This is a genomic window from Citrobacter sp. RHB25-C09 (genome assembly GCF_013836145.1).
Classification (GTDB): Bacteria; Pseudomonadota; Gammaproteobacteria; order Enterobacterales; family Enterobacteriaceae; genus Citrobacter_A.
Genome location: NZ_CP057483.1, coordinates 3024180 through 3045246 on the forward strand (window position 1 = coordinate 3024180; position 21067 = coordinate 3045246).

The following is a 21067-nucleotide window of genomic DNA, read 5'->3' on the forward strand; positions in this document are numbered from 1 at the left end:
CCGGGCAAGTGTGCCATAATCTGGCCGCCAGGCATACTTTGCTAAGATTTATGGTTTAAGGATAAGTGATGACGCACCCTATTTCCGGTACTCCAGCGCGCCCTCCGGGCGAAGGTCCCCTCGCCGCTTCCGCAGCCGGTGAACAGCCGCTTTCCACCCAGCAGCGAACCGTACTGGAACGCCTGATAACCCGGCTGATTTCACTGACGCAACAGCAAAGTGCGGAAGTCTGGGCGGGAATGAAACACGATCTCGGGGTGAAAAGTGATACCCCCCTGCTGTCGCGTCATTTCCCTGCCGCGGAGCAAAACCTCCACCAACGGCTTGACGTGGCCCAACAAAACCATGCGACCCGTCAGGTGCTTTCACAGCTTACCGAATTACTCAGTCTGGGGAATAATCGCCAGGCGGTGAGCGATTTTATCCGCCAGCAATACGGGCAGACCGCGCTCAGCCAACTCTCACCGGAGCAGCTTAAAAACGTTCTGACGCTGTTGCAAAAAGGCGAGTTGTCGATTCCACAGCCGCAGCTGCGCCCGGCCACCGATCGTCCGCTGGTTGCCGCGGAACACAACACGCTGAACCAGTTAGTCACCAAACTGGCCGCCGCGACGGGAGAATCCGGAAAACTGATCTGGCAGTCGATGCTGGAGCTTTCCGATGTAAAAAGCGGTGAATTGATCCCGGCGAAACATTTCACCCATCTGGCAACCTGGCTACAGGCACGTCAGACGCTGAGCCTGCAACACGCACCGACGCTGCAATCGTTACAGACCGCGCTGAAGCAACCGCTGGAGCCGAATGAACTGGCAACCTTAAAAGAGTATGCCCAGCAGACTTACCAGGTTCAGCCGCAAACGGTACTGACCACCGCTCAGGTACAGGATCTGTTGAACCAGGTCTTCCTGCGTCGCGCTGAGCGAGACAAAGAGTTAAGCGAACCGCGCCATATTCAGCCGATTTATAGCCCCTTCGCGCCGGTGATCGACTCACTAAAATCCCTCTCTGCGCGCCCGGGACTGGTGTTTATCGCGCTACTGATCGCGTTCCTGATTTTCTGGCTGGTCGCCTAGCCACGACGAAACGACAGCAGTGTGACCGCAATCCCTACCACGGCCGATATCGCCCCAGCAAGGAACACTGACGGATAGCCACAGGATGTGGCAAGCAGTCCTGCCAGCGGGCCGGTGACGGCGTATGAGATATCCTGAAAGGCAGCATAGCCACCCAGAGCCGTGCCGCGAACTTGTGCCGGTACGCGCTTGACGACCTCAACGCCCAGCGCCGGAAAAATCAGTGAACACCCAGCCCCGGTTAACGCTGCCCCAAGGAGCGCAATCCATGCCGTCGGTGCCAACCAGAGCAGCACCAGTCCGAGCGTTTCAATAACCAGGGAGGCGATCGCCACTTTCACTCCGCCAAAGCGATCCGGCATCCAGCCGAACAGCACGCGCATCAGGACGAACGCCCCACCAAATGCGGTGAGCGTAAAGCCCGCCATTGACCAGCCATTGTTGGCAAAATAAAGGGAGATAAAGGTGCCGATGACGGCGAATCCCACCCCCTGCAATGCCAGCCCCAGACCGGGTTTCCAGATGAGTCCCACGACGCCCCACAAAGAGGGCCGCTCGCCCGCCTGCGCCGGAACTTTACGCACGGTGCCGTTAAACGCCCATGCCAGCAGCGGTAGCGCCATGGTGGTGCCCGCCAGCACTGCAAAACCATAATGGCTGTGAATGAGTAATCCCAACGGTGCGCCTGCTGCCAGCGCACCATAAATCGCCATCCCGTTCCACGACATCACTTTGCCGGAACGTGAAGGCCCCACCAGTCCCAGCCCCCAGGTCAATGTCCCGGTCAGCAACTGGCTTTCGCCGAAACCAAGAATGAGGCGACCAAGAATGAGCAGCGCAAATTTGACCGGGGCTGAAACAGGTAACAACGCTGCCAACAGCCACGCACCGCCAGCCAGCGCGCAGGCGAACATTCCTTGCAACGCAGAACGTTTGGCACCGTACTGATCGGCAAGCCGTCCGGCGTAGCCACGGGTGAGTACGGTTGCCAGAAACTGAATGCCCACCGCAATCCCAACCATCGTATTGCCATAGCCCAGCTCATGGTGGACAAACAGCGGAATAACGGGCAAAGGCAGTCCGACCGTCATGTAGGTCAAAAAGACAGCAAAGGCGATACGAAAAAGCGAAAAATTCCCGGGTGTTGTTCTATCTGTTTGGGTTACTGCGGTCATGCGTTACTCCAGAATGCGGTGCAAGGCACGTTGGATAACGTTAAACGCAGACGTTGTCAACCTGGTGCTCAGTCCAACGACGGTGACTCTGTATGACTAAAAAGGTCAACAAACACCGCCTCGATACCCTTTGTTCTGAACAAATCGGTGACCTGTTTTTGTTGGGCCGGCGTCAGTAGCCTGAACATCATTTCCCACATCTCTTTTGGCTCAACATCGCAGTCCGAGAGGTTGTGCTGTAGGCACAGCGCCTCGTTATCCACGACATAAGGACGGACATATTCGGGCAAGATTCAGACTATTTCATGTACGTACAGGATTACGCACCGCAGTGGGCTTTACAGTTCAGGGTGGGCAAGCCGCAGCCGTTTCTCGGTGGGGAAAAGGTTGACGTCCAGTTAGGAACAGATTCAACCCCGTTACATCTGGAAGTTTACACGCGCTGGGAAGACGATCGCTGGAAAATTTACCGGGTCAGGGATGTCAGTGATAACGTTGAGCATCCGGTGTACAGCGCCGGAGCTTTAACGCAAGCGCAGCGTTGGTCGGCACTGATTGCGCCTGAATATCAAAAAATGAAATAAAAAGGGAGCCCGTTGGCTCCCTTTTGCCGGATGGCGGCGTAACGCCTCCTCCGGCCTACATCTGGATGAATGTCTTAAGCTTTCAGCTTACGCATTACCAGCGTGGCGTTGGTGCCGCCGAAACCGAAGCTGTTAGACATAACGGTTGTCAGTTCACGCTCGGTGGTTTCGGTAACGATGTTCAGACCAGCAGCCTGCTCATCCATCTCTTCAATGTTAATGCTCGGCGCGATAAAACCGTGCTCCAGCATCAGCAGAGAGTAAATGGCTTCCTGTACGCCTGCCGCGCCCAGAGAGTGACCGGTCATCGCTTTGGTGGCAGAAATGGCCGGGCTCTTATCGCCGAACACTTCACGAATCGCGCCCAGTTCCTTCACATCGCCAACCGGGGTAGACGTCCCGTGGGAGTTCAGGTAATCGATCGGGGTATCAACGCCATGCATTGCCATCTTCATGCAGCGCACTGCGCCTTCACCGGATGGGGCAACCATGTCTGCGCCATCAGAGGTCGCGCCGTAGCCAACGATTTCCGCATAGATATGCGCACCGCGCGCCAGCGCGTGTTCCAGCTCTTCAACCACAACCATACCGCCGCCGCCAGCGATAACGAAACCGTCGCGGTGTGTGTCATAGGTACGGGAAGCTTTTGCCGGCTGGTCGTTGTATTTGGTGGACAGAGCGCCCATCGCGTCAAACTCGCAGGCCATTTCCCAGCACAGCTCTTCGCCGCCGCCAGCAAAAACGATGTCCTGTTTGCCCAGTTGAATTTGTTCAACCGCGTTGCCGATGCAGTGTGCGGATGTTGCGCAGGCGGAGCTGATGGAGTAGTTCACGCCGTGGATTTTAAACGGCGTCGCGAGACAGGCAGAGACGGCTGATGCCATCGCTTTGGTCACAACATAGGGACCTACCGCCTTCAGACCACGCGGGCTACGCATTGCGTCAGCGCCAAACACCTGAGATTTAGACGAACCGCCAGAACCGGCAATCAGACCCACGCGCGGGTTGTTCTGATAAACCTCGTCTTTCAGGCCAGCGTCTTCAATCGCCTGCTGCATTGAAAGATAAGAGTAGATAGAGGCATCGTTCATGAAACGTACCACTTTACGGTCAATCATACCGGTTGTATCCAGTTTGATATTTCCCCAGACGTGGCTACGCATTCCTGAATCTTTAAACTCTTCAGAGAAAGTGATCCCGGAGCGTCCTTCACGCAGAGATGCCAGGACCTCCTGCTGGTTATTACCGATGCTGGAAACGATGCCCAGGCCAGTAATCACTGCACGTTTCATTCAATACCTCTGTAAGTCGCACTATAATAAGTTTCGATTGGCACAATAGCGTACACTTGTACGCCGAACAAGTCCGATCAGCCAATTTGTCCAGAAATTTGCGCCGCCAGGCACACATCGCTAAGATCGTGGCACTGCCTGTCAGACGAGTAACTTACGTGAAACAATACGCTATACAACCCGCCAACCTCGAATTCAACACTGAGGGTACACCTGTTTCCCGAGATTTCGACGACGTCTACTTTTCTAATGATAATGGACTGGAAGAAACGCGTTATGTTTTTCTCGGAGGAAACCGGATCGCCGAGCGATTTCCGGAACATCCTGAGGCCCTGTTTGTGGTGGCGGAAAGTGGTTTTGGGACGGGGCTTAACTTTCTGACGCTCTGGCAAGCCTTTGCTGCATTTCGCGCCACTCACCCCGAATCTACGCTGCAAAGATTACATTTCATCAGTTTTGAAAAATACCCGCTGAGCCATGGCGACCTTGTCGCGGCGCATCAGCACTGGCCGGAACTGGCTGCGTTTGCAACGCAACTTCACAACGCGTGGCCGTTGCCGCTGGCGGGCTGTCACCGCCTGTTACTTGACGAAGGGCGCGTAACGCTCGATCTCTGGTTTGGCGATATTAATGAACTTACCGATCAACTCGACGATAGCCTCAACCAAAAGGTAGACGCCTGGTTTCTGGACGGTTTCGCCCCAGCGAAAAACCCGGATATGTGGACGCAAAAGTTGTTCAACGCCATGGCGCGACTGGCGCGTCCGGGCGGCACGCTGGCAACTTTTACCTCCGCAGGTTTTGTCCGGCGCGGTTTGCAGGAAGCTGGCTTTACGATGCAGAAATGCAAAGGCTTTGGTCGTAAGCGTGAGATGTTACGCGGGGCAATGGAACAAACGCTTGCGATCCCCGCATCAGCGCCGTGGTTTGCGCGATCAGGAAGCGATAAGCGGGAGGTGGCGATTGTTGGCGGAGGCATTGCCAGCGCTCTGCTTGCGCTTTCCCTGCTCCGCCGCGGTTGGGCAGTAACGCTTTATTGTGCGGATGATAAGCCTGCAGAGGGGGCGTCTGGCAACCGTCAGGGGGCGCTTTATCCCTTACTGAACAAGCACGATGCGACGATAACGCTGTTCTTTCCTGCGGCGTTTACCTTTGCACGTCGGCTATATGACGCCCTGCCCGTCTCCTTTGACCACGACTGGTGTGGCGTTACGCAGTTTAGCTGGGACGATAAGAGTCAGCAGAAAATAGCGCAAATGCTAACGCTGGATCTTCCTCAGGCACTGGCGCATGCGGTCAATGTTGAGCAGGCTGCGCAACTTACCGGCGTACAGACCGACTGCACAGGTATTACCTACCCGCTGGGCGGTTGGCTATGTCCGGCACAGTTGACCGCCACGCTGATTCAGCTTGCGCAAAAGCAGGGGTTACGCTGCTGTTATCAGCAGACGCTGGCGTCGCTAAACCATTCTGATTCCGGCTGGAAGCTACATTTTACCGACGGTCACGCGACGCAACATGAGGCAGTGGTGCTGGCAAATGGGCATCAGATTAACCGTTTTGCCCAGACGCAGCCGTTACCGGTTTACTCCGTCGCAGGTCAGGTCAGCCATATTCCGTCAACGCCCGCGCTCTCACCGCTTAAGCAAGTATTGTGCTACGACGGTTATCTCACACCGCAAAACCCCGCCAATCAACAGCACTGTATTGGTGCCAGCTACCATCGCGGCAATGAAGAGGCGCATTATCGGGAAGAGGATCAGCAGCAGAACCGTCAACGCCTGATTGATTGCTTCCCGTCGGCTGAGTGGGTTAATGAGGTGGATGTCAGCGCTCAGGAGGCGCGCTGCGGCGTGCGATGCGCCACCCGCGACCATTTGCCGATGGTCGGCAACGTCCCGGACTACGCGTCGACGCTTTCCTGCTACGCAACCCTTGCAGAACATAAAGAGAAGGCCGTTTCCGCGCCGATCTATCCGGATCTGTTTATGCTCGGCGCGCTGGGTTCTCGTGGGCTCTGCTCCGCACCATTAAGCGCTGAAATTCTGGCGGCGCAAATGAGCAATGAGCCCATCCCAATGGACGCGGCGACGCTGGCGGCATTGAATCCGAATCGTTTATGGGTGCGGAAATTACTGAAAGGGAAAGCGGTGAAGTGATGGCGTTATGCCGGATGCCACGAAACGCGCATCCGGCTGACGGTGTTACTGCGTTGCCTTCTGGAACAACGCGTCCCACATCTCTTTGACCAACGCCTGATCGCGTGGCGAGAGTTCGCCCGCACCGATCGCTTTTTCAAGGCTGCGGGTGACACTGGAATACACGGCTTCGGCGGAATGGTCATCCGTCCCTTCCAGTTCCGCAACGGCTAACGTCAGGTGTCCACGCAAATACCCACTGGCAAACAGCTCATCATCGCTTGCATGCTCTACCATGTCGTCGATTAATGCCAGAATGCGTGATTCAAACTCCGCGATCATCTTCTTTCCTCATTGTAAACGTGGCGCTGGCTTCAGTTGAGCGCTTCCGGCCACGGGAACTGTTCCGCCTTAAGTTCGGGCGTGTGATAATAATTCTGTAATGCTTTGATGAAGCGCGCCGGGCGTTCAGGAATGCCGTTTTCCAGATACGCCATCACCTGGGCATGAACCCGACGCTGGAACACCACACGGTCAGGTTCAAAATCGCCTTCAAGGTTGTCACAGCTGACGTTAAACGGATATCCCGCCGCCACGCAGAACAGCCAGTCAAACGCCTGCGGTTTCACTTCCACATCTTCAAACTGGCCCTGCGTCGCCGCATCGCGACCGTCCGGGCAGTACCAGTAACCGAAATCCACTAATTCACGCCGCGCCTTACCGGCAATGCACCAGTGCGAAATTTCATGCAGGGCACTGGCGTAAAAACCATGAGCAAAGACGATGCGGTGATACGAAACCTCGGTATCAGCTGGAAGATAGATCGGTTCGTCGTCGCCTTTAATCAGACGGGTATTAAAATCGTCGGCAAAGCAGCCGTTAAAGATGTCGATTAACTGTTCGTAGTGATGTGTACTGTTCATTAATTCATCCCCAGCCACTGGAGAATCTCCTGTCCATGGTTATCATAAAGAAGTTTGGCGCTCATCACCGCCGAAACGATGACGATCATTGGCCGAATCAACTTTTGTCCTTTGCTTAGTACCAGGCGCGAACCCATACGCGCCCCGAGAAATTGTCCGATCAACATAACAAACCCGGTTGCCCAAATGACTTTGCCGCCAATCATAAACAGCAGCAAGCCGCCGATATTTGACGTGGCGTTCAGTACTTTGGCGTGGGCAGTGGATTTCGCAAGGTTGAACCCGCACAGCGTTACAAACGCCAGCGCGTAAAACGACCCCGCCGCCGGGCCAAAAAAGCCATCATAAAAGCCCACGCAGCCACCGGCCACCAGCGCAAACGGCAGGCCATACAGACGACGCTGCCGGTCTTCCTCACCCAGTTTTGGCATCAGCAAAAAGTAAAGACCGATGCAAATCACCAGGATGGGCAGGATCTGACGCAGCACGTCCGACTTCACGTACTGAACCAATAGCGCACCGCCCATCGACCCCACAAAGGTCATGGCGATATTGAGCTTTTGATCGGCGAGGTTCACCACCTTGCGGCGGATAAAATAGATTGAAGAGGAGATCGAACCGCCACAGGCCTGGAGCTTGTTGGTCGCCAGCGCATGCGCGGGAGACATCCCTGCCGCCATCAGCGCGGGAATCGTTAACAGCCCTCCGCCCCCTGCCAGTGAATCAATAAATCCCGCCAGCATGGCAACAAAAAACAGCACGACCAATAGCAGCGGGGAAACCATAAACAACTCGGTGAAATTATCCATTAAAGTACATGCTCATCCAGTAGCGCCTGGCAGGAAGGCGGCAACGGAGGCGGTGTCTTCTTCTCAGGCTTAGTTGTTCCTGGTTTCGGTGGTTCAAACCAGCTCTGTAGTTCTGCGCCACAACCATCGCCAGGCGGCGGCAAAGGTTGATCTTCGCACTCCAGGCTGTCGGCAGGGCACCGTAATCGTACATGCATATGCGCGCGATGCTGGAACCACGGCCGCACTTTACGCAGCCAGTCGCGATCGGTACCCGCATCGAGACAAAGCTGTTGTTTGATCGCCGGATTGACAAAAATGCGCGTGACGTCGTTATCTTTCGCCGCCAGTTTGATCAGGCTGGAAATTTCCGGCTTCCATAAAGAGGGAACAACATGCTTGCCGTCGCGGGCGACCAGATCCAGCGCCTGAGGTCGCAGTAATTGCGATGAGGTCCAGCGCGTTTTGGGTAACTGCAGAAAGATATCGACATCCAGCCCGGTCTGGTGGCTGGCATGTCCGCCATTAAAGCGTCCACCTGCAGGCATACCCATATCCCCTACTAACACCGTTCCCAGCCCCAGGTTGCTCACCTGGTTACTGAGGCGCTGAATGAACATCACCAGATCAGGATGACCGAAATAGCGACGCTGGTCGGTACGCATTACCTGATAATGGTCCGACTGAACGGGAAGCGTGTCCGCCCCCACAATGCAGCCATTGGAAAAGCCACCGATCGACTGCGCGCTACCCGGTACGGGTTGGGTGATTTTCTGCCACGGCGTCGCCGCCAGGCTGACGCTGCTGGCAAGCAGGGCCAGCAGCGCTATTGCGGTTCTTTTCATCTCTTACCAGCGTGGAATATCCGTTTTGACATCCGCATTTTGCGCCCGTTGCCGTAGCAGGTGATCCATCAACACGATCGCCAGCATCGCTTCGGCGATCGGCACTGCGCGGATCCCTACGCACGGATCGTGACGCCCCCTGGTGATCATCTCTACCTCTTCGCCGAAGCGATTAATGGTGCGCCCCGGAACGGTAATGCTGGAGGTTGGTTTCAGCGCCATATGCGCCACGATCTGCTGACCGCTGCTGATCCCTCCCAGAATGCCGCCCGCGTGATTACTCTGGAAACCGTCTTTGGTGATTTCATCACGGTTCTGGCTGCCGCGTAGTGCCACCACGTCGAAACCGTCACCAATTTCAACGCCTTTCACCGCATTAATGCTCATCAGCGCGTGGGCAATGTCGGCGTCCAGACGATCAAACACCGGCTCGCCCAGCCCTGCCGGAACGCCGCTGGCGATAACGGTCACTTTCGCGCCGATAGAGTCGCCCTCTTTTTTCAGCGCGCGCATCAGTTCATCCAGCGCCTCAATTTTTTCCGGATCCGGGCAAAAGAACGGGTTTTGCTCAACCTGTTCCCAGTTCTTGATCTCCAGCGGGATGTCGCCCATCTGGGTCAGGCAGCCCTGAATGGTAATGCCGAACTTTTCGAGGAGGTATTTTTTGGCAATCGCCCCTGCCGCTACGCGCATCGCTGTTTCACGCGCGGAAGAACGTCCGCCGCCACGGTAATCGCGCAGGCCATACTTTTGCTCGTAGGTATAGTCCGCATGCCCCGGACGGAACACGTCCTTGATGGCGCTGTAATCCTGCGAGCGCTGATCGGTATTCTCGATCAGCAGGCCAATGCTGGTACCGGTAGTAACGCCTTCAAATACCCCGGAGAGGATTTTCACCTGGTCCGGTTCGCGGCGCTGCGTCGTGTAACGTGAAGTCCCAGGGCGGCGTCTGTCGAGATCGTGCTGCAGGTCAGCTTCCGTCAGCGGAATGCCTGGCGGCACGCCGTCGACGATACAACCCAGCGCCAGACCGTGCGATTCACCAAAGGTGGTTACACGAAACAGTTGTCCAATTGTATTTCCTGCCATTGCGGTTCCGTTGTTGTCGTTGTTGTTTAGTCTTTATAAATACTGAAGTGCTCCCGGGCAGCAATCAACTCAGCTTTCGTCAGCATAAACACGCCGTCGCCGCCGTTGTCGAATTCCAGCCACGTGAATGGCACATCCGGATATTGTTCCATCAGATGTACCATGCTGTTACCGACTTCACAAATCAGAACGCCATTATCGGACAGGTAATCCGGCGCGTTGCCCAGAATACGACGGGTGAGTTTCAGACCGTCAGTGCCGGACGCCAGGCCAAGTTCCGGCTCATGGCGATATTCATTCGGCAGGTCTGACATATCTTCGGCGTCAACGTACGGTGGGTTAGTGACGATCAGGTCGTACTGCACTTTTGGCAGGTCGCGGAACAGGTCAGAACGAATTGGCGTGACGTGATGAATCAACCCGTGCTCTTCAATGTTGTGCTCAGTCACGGCCAGCGCGTCAGTGGAGATATCCACCGCGTCAACTTCGGCTTCCGGGAAAGCATAGGCGCAGGCAATGGCGATACAGCCGCTACCGGTACACATATCCAGAATATGTTTCGGCGGCTCGCTCACCAGCCCTGCAAAGCGGTTGTTGATCAGCTCGCCAATCGGCGAACGCGGCACCAGCACACGTTCATCAACGTAAAACTCATGGCCACAGAACCAGGCTTTGTTCGTCAGATACGCCACCGGGATACGCTCGTTTACGCGGCGAATCACCCGCTCAACAATACGGTGACGTTCGCTGGAGGTCAGACGCGCGGTGCGCATATCTTCCGGAATATCCAGCGGCAAATACAAGGACGGCAGCACCAGTTGTACGGCTTCATCCCATGGGTTATCGGTACCGTGTCCGTACCAGATATTCGCCGCGCTAAAACGGCTAACCGCCCAGCGCAGCATGTCCTGAATGGTTTGCAGATCACTTACTGCTTCATCAACGAAAATTTTATCCACCTGTTCCTCCAGGGCATGCTCGCATTAATTTCGGCGGCTAGTTTGCCACGAAGACGGCGATAAATCAGCAATCACGCAGGGGGTTGGGTACGAAAATTGCGTTTTGCGCATTCGCATCCGGTTTGAGTCAGGTAAACTAACGGGAAATAAAAGATGAGACAGCACAATGAAAAAGAAAGCATCGCTAAGCGAGGAGGACCAGGCGCTGTTCCGGCAGTTGATGACCGGCACCCGTCAGATTAAGCAGGACACGATCGTTCATCGTCCATTGCGCAAGAAAGTCAGTGAAGTGCCGGTTAAGCGCCTTCTGTCGGAGCAGGCGGACGCCAGTCACTATTTTTCCGACGAATTTCAGCCGCTACTGAATACCGAAGGCCCGGTGAAATATGTGCGCCCGGACGTCAGCCATTTTGAGCTGAAAAAGATGCGTCGTGGTGATTATTCTCCAGAGTTGTTTCTTGATCTGCACGGCCTGACGCAGCTTCAGGCGAAGCAGGAACTGGGCGCGTTGATCGCCGCCTGTCGTCGGGAGCATGTGTTTTGCGCCTGCGTGATGCACGGTCACGGTAGGCATGTACTGAAACAGCAAACGCCGCTGTGGCTGGCGCAACATCCTCATGTCATGGCCTTCCATCAGGCCCCAAAAGAATACGGCGGCGATGCCGCGCTGTTGGTGCTGATAGAGGTGGAAGAGTGGATGCCGCCTGAGTTGCCTTGAGGTTGTGGCTTGCCGGATGGCGGTGCAGACACCTTATCCGGCCTACGGCAATTTGTAGGCCCGGTAAGCGTAGCGCCACCGGGCAAGAAGTACGAAGCGTTTCAGGGGGTTAAATTGCTTTCGCCATTTTGAGGTTACACGGGCTCATCTGCCAGTTGAAAACCCCTTTTCCGCTTTCATCAAGCGTTACGCAGGCAATGGCTGAGGTGGTAAACATCGGCGGCGTTTCGCCTGGGCACAGCTCAGATACCAGGTAGCCCACTAACGGCAGGTGGGAAATCACCAGCGTTGTCGCCACGCCTTCATTGGCCAGAGCCTGCAACCAGGCGCTGACCATACCGACATCGCCGCAGGGAGTCAGCTCCGGCATGACCTCGACCTTACCAGGCAGGTTCATGCACTCTCCGACAACATCCAGAGTTTGTTCGGCTCGCAGAAACGGGCTCACCAGAACACGTTCGATATCCACTTTTTGACCTTTCAGCCAGTTCGCCATAAGGCGCGATTCATCACAACCATTTGAGGTTAAGGGACGAACCGAATCACTGGCGGCATCGAGGGCCGCGTCGCCGTGACGCATGATAAAAACTTGCATATTGCACCGCTTTTGTTAACCAGATTCACTCGCACTTCAGCGAAAACGTCATTAACGGTTGCTGAAATGCAGTGGCCGGCATTGTGCCTTATCCGCTCATCGAATGAAACGCTGTGTTTTACCTTAATGGTGTAAGTATAGTCAATCTGAGTTTACAGTTTGACCAACCCACAGCGTTTCAGTGCGGATTTACCTTAGGTTAGACCTTGTTATTACAGGTCAGTTGCATCCGCCTTCCAGAAACTTTCCCCTCGCTCCGCCATCTGTAGCAGGGCTTCACACGGGACAAAGCGTGAGCCATATTGCGCAGCCAGGCGTTGCAATATCGCAACCACTTCATCCGCGCCAAGAGAGTCCATATACCGGAACGGGCCACCAAGGAACGGCGGAAAACCGATACCAAACACCGCGCCAATGTCGCCATCGCGCGCATTTCGAATCACCTGCTCATCAAAGCAGCGTGCCGCTTCGTTGAGCATTAACATCACACATCGCTCGGCGATCTGCTGGGCAGAAAGTTTGCTCTGCCCTTGCGCCCCGATAAGAGGATAAATTGCCGGGTCGACCTGTTTTTTGCTTTTACGCCCTTTTGCACCGTAAAGATAGAAACCCCGACCATTTTTTCTACCTTTGCGATCGTCATTCAAAATTGATGCAACAACATTTGCAGGGGCAGCAAAACGCTCACCGTAAGCGGCTTCGAGGATCGGTATAATTTTAGTGCCGGTGTCGATTCCCACCTCATCCAAAAGTTGGATTGGCCCTACGGGAAAACCAAACTTCACTAATGCGTGGTCGATCTGCTCAATGCGCTCACCTTCCGTGAGCATGCGAATCGCTTCGTTGATATACGGCGCAAGAATGCGGTTTACATAGAACCCGGCTTTATCGCGCACGACAATCGGTGTTTTACCCTGTTTTTTAGCCAGCTTAACGGTGGTCGCGACCGTTTGCCCGGAGGTCCCGGCATGGGGAATGACCTCCACCAGCGGCATTTTTTCCACCGGGCTAAAAAAGTGCAAGCCAATGACCTGTTCAGGTCTGGCCGCGTTTGCCGCGATATCGCCAATCGGCAAAGATGAGGTGTTGGAAGCAAAAATGGTGTGAGAAGCGCAATTTTGTTCAACTTCTGCCACCATCTGCTGTTTTAACGCCAGATCTTCAAATACCGCTTCAATAATCACGTCTCGTTGAGAAAAGCCACGATAATCCGTAGATCCTGAAATCAGCGCCAGCTGCTTGTCACGCTCGCTGGCTTTGATATGACGGCGGCGCACCTTCGTTTCAAGCTGATCCCAGCTGTACTTCAGCGCATGATTGATTCCCTTAGGATTTATGTCTTTGATACGGACTGGCAAGCCCCCTTTACAGGCGGTGACGTAGGCGATTCCCCCGCCCATTAACCCGCCACCGAGAACCCCAACGCTGTTCAGTGGCCCCGGAGCGACATCGCTGCCAGGATCTTTTTTCACATCGGTGCTGGCAAAGAAAATATTGCGCAACGCCTGCGATTGCGGAGTCATCGCCAGCTCACCAAACGCGCGCGCTTCGGCGTCGTAGCCGCTGCTGCTGCCCTGTGCCAGCCCGGTTTCGATCACCTGTAAAATACGCCCGGTCGCCGGATAATTGCCGAGGGTTTTCTGTTCCGTCTTTTTACTCACCATACGGAACAACAATGCCCGTCCAAGCGGCCCCGCCAGAATGCGTTCACGCACCGGAAGAGGCCGCTGAGTCGGACGCTCTTTTTTTGCCAGTTCAACAGCCGCTTCCAGCAGGATCGCATGGGGGACCACATCATCGACCAGTCCGGCTTTTAGCGCCTGGCGGGCACGAAGTTGTTTACCGGTGAGGATCATCTCCAGTGCGGTACTTACCCCCACCAGACGTGGCAAGCGCTGGGTACCTCCAGAGCCTGGTAGCAACCCTAATTGAACTTCCGGTAGCCCAAGAACCGTTTTCGCATCGTCAGTACAGACCCGCGCATGACAAGCCAGCGCCAGTTCCAGGCCGCCGCCCATGCATGCGCCGTGAATGGCGGCTACCACCGGAATGGGCAGCGCGTTGATTTCCGCCATCAGCTGTTGCCCCTGTCGCGCCAGTGTTTCAGCCTCTTGCGCACTTTTACATTGGCCGATCATGTTAATGTCCGCGCCGGCGATAAAATTGTCCGGTTTGGCGGAAATGATCACAACGCCATGTAAGGCTTTGTTCTCGCGAATTTGTTTCAGAATGACCCGCACCTGTGAGGCAAATTCTGCCTTCAGGGTATTCATCTTTTCACCCGGAACATCAACAGAGATGACCGCGACGTTATCCAGACGGACGTTAAGCGTAAAAGCCGATGCCATTTCCATTATTCCGCCTCCAGAACCATTGCCGCACCCAGTCCACCGGCCGCACAGGCGGTAACCAGACCAAAACCTCCTCCGCGACGACGCAGTTCATTCAGCGTTTGCGTGATCATTCGTGCACCGGTAGCGGCAAAGGGGTGTCCGTAGGCAATTGAACCGCCCAGCACGTTAAATTTGCTATCGTCTACTTCGCCGGTGGCATGTGAACGTCCGAGCACTTCGCGGGCAAAACGTTCACTGCCCAGCAACTGGAGGTTAGCCAACGTCTGAGCGGCAAAGGCTTCATGCATATCAATGAGCGTGAGGTCGGCCATGGTTAAGCCGGCGCGCTCCAGCGCCAGGGGGGTTGACCAGGCGGGCCCCAACAGCATGTCCTTCCAGACATCAATCGCAGTGAACGCATAGCTGCGCAAATAACCCAGCGGCACCAGCCCTAACTCTTTGGCGCGAGATTCCGTCATCAGAATGACGGCCGCGGCGCCATCCGTCAGCGGCGTACTGTTGGCTGCTGTCACGGTGCCGTATTTACGGTCAAATGCCGGACGCAGTCTGGCGTAATCTGACAGCGTAGAGTTACCGCGAATATTGTTATCTTCTGAGAGTGGATCTTTAAACGGCGGGGTGTATGTCGTCATTACCTCATCCGTGAGCCTTCCTTCCGCCCACGCCTGCGCGGCGCGCTGGTGAGAACGGTGAGCCAGCGCATCCTGCTGCTCGCGGGTGATGCCATAGGTTTTCGCCATTTGTTCCGCGGTATCCCCCATCCGCAAGCCGGTTGAGTATTCAGCCACGGCGGGTGGCACGGGCATAAGATCGCGTAACCGCAGACGGGAAAAGAGCTTCAGGCGCTGCCCCATCGTCCGGGCTTTGTTGACATCAACCAGCACGCGCGCCAGCTTTTTGCTCACCCCAATGGGAAGTACAGAAGAGGAATCGGCCCCGCCGGCAATGCCCGCCCGAATAGTCCCGGCCATCAGGCTTTCAGCAACGTTGGCCACCGCCTGAAAGCTGGTCGCGCAGGCCCGGCTCACGCTGTAAGCGTCGGTATGCACATTCATCCCGGTGCCCAACACAATTTCACGGGCAATATTCGGCGCTTCCGGCATTTGCACGACCTGGCCAAACACCAGTTGTTCAATCACATCAGCAGGGATTTCACTACGGGCAAGGAGTTCACCGACGACCATTTTTCCAAGATCAACGGCGGGAATGCCATGATAGGCGGTTGCCTGACGGGCAAAAGGCGTGCGCAATCCACTCACAATGGCGATGCGATCGCCCTGACGGGTGACCAGCGGTAAAGCCTGACTCATAACACTCCCCTGTAAAAAATAGAATTAAGTGGTCTGACCTGATCATAGTCTTAACCAATTTTTTACATTTAGCCAAGGGGGGAGCGAAGAAAGTGGGAGCTGCGACACAGTGAATAGTCACTGAGTGTAACAAAAATGCCCCTGCCAAACATTGACAGGGGCACTAAAGGCAAGATTAACGCAGACCGAGTTGGAAGATCAGCGTTTCGGCTTCACAAGCGAAAACGAAGTCGATATCCAGACGCACACCGTCAGACTCTTCGGTGTAGGTCGGGGTGATTTGGCAAGGCTCTGATTCCACACTACGCGCTTTCTCAGTTAACGCGGCCAGAGTCTCATCTGCCTCTGCACGCGTTGCGAACACTCGGCTGTATGACGCGGTGCAATCGGAGTTGTCCATGATGGTACCAACGTCCATACAGCAGCAAACCGGGGTTTCATCAGCACTGCATTTACTCATTGTAGATTTCCTCTGTATTTGCACTCAGGGTGCCAGATAAACGATGAGGATATTTTACGCTGCCCACTTTCGCCTCTCCAGTTGTTAATTGTGCGAAATGAGATAAGTGACCGAAATCACACTTAAAAATGATCTAAAACAAATTTAACCCAAACGGTCGAGTGCAGCCGTTAGCAATTTTGCCAACGGGATCGCGTTTTTGAGATCATCTTAGAAAAATCTCATAAACAAACTTGCAACATTTCAGCTGGTCAGACCTATACTCTCGCCACTGGTCTGCTTTCTATGTCGTACGACAGACCCTACACTTCGCGCTCCTGTTACACCATGTAACATAGTTTGTATAAAAATAAATCTATTGAGGTTATGGTCATGAGCCAGAAAACCCGGTTTACAAAGTCTGCTCTCGCAGTCGCAGTGGCACTTATCTCCACCCAGGCCTGGTCTGCAGGCTTTCAGTTAAACGAATTTTCTTCCTCAGGCCTGGGCCGGGCCTATTCAGGTGAAGGCGCTATCGCTGACGATGCAGGTAATGTCAGTCGTAACCCAGCGCTGATCACGATGTTTGATCGCCCTACTTTTTCTGCGGGTGCGGTATATATCGACCCTGATGTGAATATCAGCGGGCGCTCCCGTTCCGGGCGTAGCCTGGAAGCGGATAATATTGCGCCAACCGCATGGGTGCCGAACATGCACTTTGTCGCGCCGATCAACGACCAGTTTGGTGTGGGTGCCTCCATTACCTCAAACTACGGTCTGGCGACAGAATTTAATGACTCCTATGCCGGGGGTTCAGTTGGCGGTACGACTGACCTCGAAACCATGAACTTCAACTTAAGCGGTGCTTATCGCTTAGATGATGCCTGGAGCTTTGGTCTGGGGCTTAACGCCGTTTACGCGCGTGCCAAAATTGAGCGCTTTGCCGGTGACCTCGGTCAGTTGGTTGCAGGCCAGGTCATGCAGTCACCTGCCGGACAAACACCGCAGGGTCAACAACTGGCAGCCACCGCTAATGCGATCCCAGCCGACACCAAAATTGCCCATCTGAACGGCAACCAGTGGGGCTTTGGCTGGAACGCCGGGATCCTGTACGAGCTGGATAAAAACAACCGCTATGCATTAACTTACCGTTCTGAAGTTAAAATTGACTTCAAAGGTAACTACAGTAGCGACCTGCCAGCAGCTATTAATAGCTTCGGCCTGCCGATTCCAACCGCTACCGGCGGCTCGACGCAATCAGGCTACCTGACCCTGAACCTGCCGGAAATGTGGGAAGTGTCTGGTTATAACCGCGTTGCACCGCAGTGGGCCATCCACTATAGCCTGGCCTACACCAGCTGGAGTCAGTTCCAGGAACTGAAGGCGAAATCCACCAGTGGCGATACGCTGTTCCAGAAACACGAAGGCTTTAAAGATGCCTACCGCATCGCACTGGGTACTACCTATTACTACGATGATAACTGGACGTTCCGTACTGGTATCGCCTTCGATGACAGCCCAGTTCCGGCACAGAACCGTTCTATCTCGATTCCGGACCAGGACCGTTTCTGGCTGAGCGCAGGTACTACCTACGCGTTTAATAAAGATGCCTCGGTTGACGTCGGTGTTTCTTATATGCACGGCCAGAGTGTTAAAATCAACGAAGGTCCGTATCAGTTCGAGTCAGAAGGTAAAGCCTGGCTGTTCGGTACCAACTTCAACTACGCATTCTGATTTTTTTGTGCCGGATGGCGGCGCAAGTGCCACGTCCGGCCTACTGATATTCAGATGTAAAAAAGGTGAGCTTTTTAGCTCACCTTTTATTTGCTCAAACCTCATTTACTCGGCATCGATCTCGTCTAAATCGCCTTCAATCGCCTGCGCGTTCGGGTTCTCTTGCGGCTTGAGTTTCCCACCGTCAGCAATGAAATCATGACGCTGGAAGTAAGCTTCACGCACCATAATGTACGGGTCGGAAGACTGACGCAGCAGGCCATCAGAATCCAGCAACTGCGCGCGCGTCTCAATACCCTCAACCGTCCACTTACCGATGCTCATCGGCCAGGTCAGCCAGGAGAGAACCGGATAGAGCGTATCAGCCATATCGCCGCCATCTTCACGCAGCGTCCAGCTTCCGTAGAACGGTAACTGAACGTAAGGGCCATACCCGACGCCGTAATGCCCGAGGGTGCTACCGAAACGGTGCGGTTCAACGCGCTGCAACTTCGGATTCGCCATCCCGGCGACGTCAATAAAGCCGCCCATCCCCAGAATACTGTTCAGGAAGAAACGGGTGAAATGCACCATCCCCTGATACGGATCGCCCTGCAGGAAATAGTTCAGCATGACGGCGGGTTCTTCCAGGTTGCCGGTAAAATTGCTTAAGCCATTACGGGCAGGCTGTGGAACATAGTCACGCCAGGCGACAGCCACCGGCCGCACAACATACGGATCCAGCACATTAAAGTTGAAGTTGTACATGGTGCGGTTGAACCCTTCAAATGGGTCCGAGCGCCCCTGTTGTTCTGTGCCGGAACTCGCACATCCCACCAGCAGTGTGGTTCCCAGCGCAAGCGCCGACAGGCGAAGCTTCATAAATGTCTCCCTGTTGATTATGGCTATCGCTGATTGCCATCCATGACGGTACGCAATCGTATCCGCCCGTAAAGGTGTGAGCAATTGTAACAGCACGTCAAACGATGTCTATATCACCAGACGGGTAGATCTGATCATAGCCTGGCCGCCTTATGAGCGTATCGCTTCTATTCTATCGGCACTTAAAAAAACTCACGCTACCATTTTTGCTATTTAAGACTTTATCCCGGCTGCGATGCGCTAAAAGTCGCTACGCTTTATTGGTGTGTGCTCACAACAGGGGCGAAAAATGGATCAACTCGAAAAAGATAAGATAGATAAGCATAGCGACGAGCTCGAAGTGGAGAGCGAAGAAAAGCAGAGCGGGAAAAAAATAGAGGTCGATGAGGAGCGTCTCCCCTCGCGGGCGATGGCGATTCACGAGCATATCCGCCAGGACGGCGAAAAAGAGCTGGAACGCGATGCGATGGCGCTGCTGTGGTCGGCAATTGCCGCCGGGCTGTCGATGGGGGCTTCGCTGCTGGCAAAGGGGATTTTTCATGTCAAACTGGAGGGTGTGCCGGGCAGTTTTTTACTGGAGAATCTCGGTTATACCTTCGGCTTTATTATTGTCATCATGGCGCGTCAGCAACTGTTCACGGAGAATACGGTCACCGCTGTGCTGCCTGTTATGCATAAACCGACGGCAGGAAATTTCGGTCTACTCATGCGCCTCTGGGGTGTGGTGTTACTGGGAAACGTCGTGGGAACCGGCATTGCAGCCTGGGCGTTTGAATATATGCCGATCTTTGATGAAGCAACCCGAGATGCGTTTGTAAAAATCGGCATGGACGTGATGAAAAACAGCCCCACGGAGATGTTTTCCAACGCCATTATTTCCGGGTGGTTAATTGCGACGATGGTCTGGATGTTCCCGGCTGCCGGGGCAGCCAAAATCGTGGTGATTATCCTGATGACATGGCTGATCGCGCTGGGTGATACTACCCATATCGTTGTCGGCTCAGTGGAGATTCTCTATCTGGTGTTTAATGGCACGCTTCACTGGAGCGAATTCTTCTGGCCTTTTGCCTTGCCAACGCTCGCCGGAAACATCTGCGGCGGTACATTTATCTTTGCGCTGATGAGCCATGCGCAGATCCGTAACGACATGAGCACGAAGCGCAAAGAGGAAGCGCGACTCAACGCCGAACGGTTTGAAGCATCGCAGAAAAAGACGGAAAAACAATCCTGAATGGCGACTGTTTGAGCAGTCAGGCGGCATCGCCCTTACCCAGGCGGACAAAAAACGCTATACTCGGTGCCGCTTCGTCCCCTTAGTTAAATGGATATAACGAGCCCCTCCTAAGGGCTAGTTGCAGGTTCGATTCCTGCAGGGGACACTTTAAGCCTTTCTGTTCTTTTTTCTCCCTGCGCGAATATTATCCGGGACTGTTTATTACTTCCTGCTCAATGATTCATCCCGGCTTAACTGAATGACTAACGCCCGGTATTCTCACCGGGCGTTGATTATACTATTTACCCTATCCTTAACTTTCGTGCTGCATAAAACACTTCAGTATTAATCCAGACGTCATGCGTCATCGTGCAATTCTTACGGGATTTGAGTTCGCGTAAGGTCATTCCACGAATATTACCCCGCGCAACACACTGCGTTATCGCTTTTGAACTAAGACCCAACTGTCTTCGGATAATCGATAATAAGCTGACAGGAAAATCCTGCGTCAACCGAATACTTACCTTCACCATCCGCCCACGAATAAGCGTCGTCGCCCATCTTTCCTCCACGGCAAAATCCGGCACGCCGGAAAGCTCCGCGTTATTGCGCCGCAGCACGTGGCGATCGTAAGAGAAAGCCAGAATTGCATTTTCATCGTTAGCAGCGATTCTCGCGTAAAGTTCGCGGTCCAGACGACTGACCGGGAGGCGGGAAAACAAACTAATATTCCAGGTGTAGTCGCAATGAACACACTTATAAATACTCCAGACGTCGAGTATCTTCTTTTGCGAATTCATTCTGAAGGCCCCGGAGGGGATAAAGTCTCGTTTGATATTACATGCAGGGCAGCGTTTAGTTATCCGCTGATAACCCAGGGGACTGACCGTCCATATGACGTGCATAATGTACCTTTTTTAACCCATACAAAACCGGGCTCGTCGTGAACGAACCATAAATTTTTATATGCGAAAAAT

At 54.3% G+C, this 21067-nt stretch carries 19 protein-coding genes, 1 tRNA gene and 1 pseudogene; 7 read left to right on the forward strand and 14 right to left on the reverse strand.

Annotated features, from left to right (window positions below; translation table 11 throughout):
• Positions 1-68: 68 nt before the first annotated feature.
• Complete coding sequence (flk, locus tag HVY19_RS14205; RefSeq protein WP_181681206.1) at positions 69-1073, forward strand: flagella biosynthesis regulator Flk; 1005 nt, start codon at positions 69-71, stop codon at positions 1071-1073.
• On the opposite strand, the gene HVY19_RS14210 is transcribed toward flk, so the two are convergent.
• Positions 1070-2248, reverse strand: a complete 1179-nt coding sequence (locus HVY19_RS14210; RefSeq protein WP_181681207.1) for an MFS transporter — start codon at positions 2246-2248, stop codon at positions 1070-1072. The genes flk and HVY19_RS14210 overlap by 4 nt on opposite strands.
• Before the next feature lie 275 nt (positions 2249-2523).
• On the opposite strand from HVY19_RS14210, the pseudogene HVY19_RS14215 reads away from it, so the two are divergent.
• Positions 2524-2832: pseudogene (locus HVY19_RS14215) on the forward strand (DUF3828 domain-containing protein); the annotation flags it as partial.
• Between the two features lie 74 nt (positions 2833-2906).
• On the opposite strand, the gene fabB reads toward HVY19_RS14215, so the two are convergent.
• A complete protein-coding gene (fabB, locus tag HVY19_RS14220) occupies positions 2907-4124 on the reverse strand; it encodes a beta-ketoacyl-ACP synthase I (protein ID WP_181681209.1) in 1218 nt (405 codons plus the stop codon).
• Positions 4125-4282: 158 nt separating this feature from the next.
• On the opposite strand from fabB, the gene mnmC reads away from it, so the two are divergent.
• Positions 4283-6283 carry a bifunctional tRNA (5-methylaminomethyl-2-thiouridine)(34)-methyltransferase MnmD/FAD-dependent 5-carboxymethylaminomethyl-2-thiouridine(34) oxidoreductase MnmC gene (gene mnmC, locus HVY19_RS14225; protein WP_181681210.1) on the forward strand — a complete coding sequence of 667 codons (2001 nt, stop codon included), beginning with the start codon at positions 4283-4285 and terminating at the stop codon, positions 6281-6283.
• Between the two features lie 45 nt (positions 6284-6328).
• On the opposite strand, the gene HVY19_RS14230 is transcribed toward mnmC, so the two are convergent.
• The 6 genes from HVY19_RS14230 to prmB are packed head-to-tail and all read right to left on the reverse strand — an operon-like array spanning position 6329 to position 10866.
• Positions 6329-6604 (reverse strand): YfcL family protein, encoded by a 276-nt coding sequence (locus tag HVY19_RS14230; RefSeq protein ID WP_181681211.1) that lies wholly within the window; start codon positions 6602-6604, stop codon positions 6329-6331.
• Between the two features lie 32 nt (positions 6605-6636).
• On the reverse strand, positions 6637-7185 hold the full coding sequence (locus HVY19_RS14235) for an elongation factor P hydroxylase (RefSeq protein WP_181681212.1): 549 nt from the start codon (positions 7183-7185) through the stop codon (positions 6637-6639).
• Positions 7185-7994, reverse strand: coding sequence for a sulfite exporter TauE/SafE family protein (locus tag HVY19_RS14240; RefSeq protein WP_181681213.1), 810 nt, complete (start codon positions 7992-7994; stop codon positions 7185-7187). Before HVY19_RS14240 ends, HVY19_RS14235 begins: the two co-directional genes overlap by 1 nt.
• A complete protein-coding gene (gene mepA, locus HVY19_RS14245; RefSeq protein ID WP_181681214.1) occupies positions 7994-8818 on the reverse strand; it encodes a penicillin-insensitive murein endopeptidase in 825 nt (274 codons plus the stop codon). Before mepA ends, HVY19_RS14240 begins: the two co-directional genes overlap by 1 nt.
• A gap of 3 nt (positions 8819-8821) precedes the next feature.
• Positions 8822-9907: a chorismate synthase gene (aroC, locus tag HVY19_RS14250; protein WP_181681215.1), complete on the reverse strand. Its 1086-nt coding sequence runs from the start codon at positions 9905-9907 to the stop codon at positions 8822-8824.
• Positions 9908-9933: 26 nt separating this feature from the next.
• Complete coding sequence (gene prmB / locus HVY19_RS14255; RefSeq protein WP_181681216.1) at positions 9934-10866, reverse strand: 50S ribosomal protein L3 N(5)-glutamine methyltransferase; 933 nt, start codon at positions 10864-10866, stop codon at positions 9934-9936.
• 166 nt (positions 10867-11032) lie between these two features.
• Here prmB and smrB point away from each other — a divergent pair, with 166 nt between their 5' ends.
• Positions 11033-11584 (forward strand): endonuclease SmrB, encoded by a 552-nt coding sequence (gene smrB / locus HVY19_RS14260; protein ID WP_181681217.1) that lies wholly within the window; start codon positions 11033-11035, stop codon positions 11582-11584.
• Between the two features lie 109 nt (positions 11585-11693).
• Here smrB and sixA read toward each other — a convergent pair whose 3' ends face one another.
• The 4 genes from sixA to HVY19_RS14280 form a co-directional block, all read right to left on the reverse strand.
• The gene (sixA, locus tag HVY19_RS14265) at positions 11694-12179 is read right to left on the reverse strand and encodes a phosphohistidine phosphatase SixA (RefSeq protein ID WP_181681218.1); all 486 of its coding nucleotides are present in this window, start codon (positions 12177-12179) and stop codon (positions 11694-11696) included.
• 212 nt (positions 12180-12391) lie between these two features.
• A complete protein-coding gene (fadJ, locus tag HVY19_RS14270) occupies positions 12392-14533 on the reverse strand; it encodes a fatty acid oxidation complex subunit alpha FadJ (protein WP_181681219.1) in 2142 nt (713 codons plus the stop codon).
• Entirely contained in the window at positions 14533-15843 is a 1311-nt protein-coding gene (fadI, locus tag HVY19_RS14275) for an acetyl-CoA C-acyltransferase FadI (protein WP_181681220.1), read from the reverse strand. The genes fadJ and fadI overlap by 1 nt, the downstream gene beginning before the upstream one ends.
• Positions 15844-16018: 175 nt before the next feature.
• The gene (locus HVY19_RS14280) at positions 16019-16303 is read right to left on the reverse strand and encodes a YfcZ/YiiS family protein (protein ID WP_181681221.1); all 285 of its coding nucleotides are present in this window, start codon (positions 16301-16303) and stop codon (positions 16019-16021) included.
• A gap of 372 nt (positions 16304-16675) precedes the next feature.
• Between HVY19_RS14280 and fadL the strand changes: the two genes are divergently transcribed.
• Positions 16676-18016 carry a long-chain fatty acid transporter FadL gene (gene fadL / locus HVY19_RS14285; protein WP_181681222.1) on the forward strand — a complete coding sequence of 447 codons (1341 nt, stop codon included), beginning with the start codon at positions 16676-16678 and terminating at the stop codon, positions 18014-18016.
• Between the two features lie 105 nt (positions 18017-18121).
• Here the strand turns inward: fadL and mlaA are convergent, their stop codons facing one another.
• Entirely contained in the window at positions 18122-18877 is a 756-nt protein-coding gene (mlaA, locus tag HVY19_RS14290) for a phospholipid-binding lipoprotein MlaA (RefSeq protein ID WP_181681223.1), read from the reverse strand.
• A 289-nt stretch (positions 18878-19166) separates the two neighbouring features.
• Between mlaA and HVY19_RS14295 the strand changes: the two genes are divergently transcribed.
• Together HVY19_RS14295 and HVY19_RS14300 are read left to right on the forward strand one after the other, a co-directional pair.
• A complete protein-coding gene (locus HVY19_RS14295; RefSeq protein WP_181681224.1) occupies positions 19167-20108 on the forward strand; it encodes a formate/nitrite transporter family protein in 942 nt (313 codons plus the stop codon).
• Positions 20109-20184: 76 nt separating this feature from the next.
• Positions 20185-20256 (forward strand) — tRNA-Arg (locus HVY19_RS14300).
• 136 nt (positions 20257-20392) lie between these two features.
• Here HVY19_RS14300 and HVY19_RS14305 read toward each other — a convergent pair.
• Positions 20393-20995, reverse strand: a complete 603-nt coding sequence (locus tag HVY19_RS14305; protein ID WP_181681225.1) for a DUF1062 domain-containing protein — start codon at positions 20993-20995, stop codon at positions 20393-20395.
• Positions 20996-21067 lie beyond the last annotated feature (72 nt).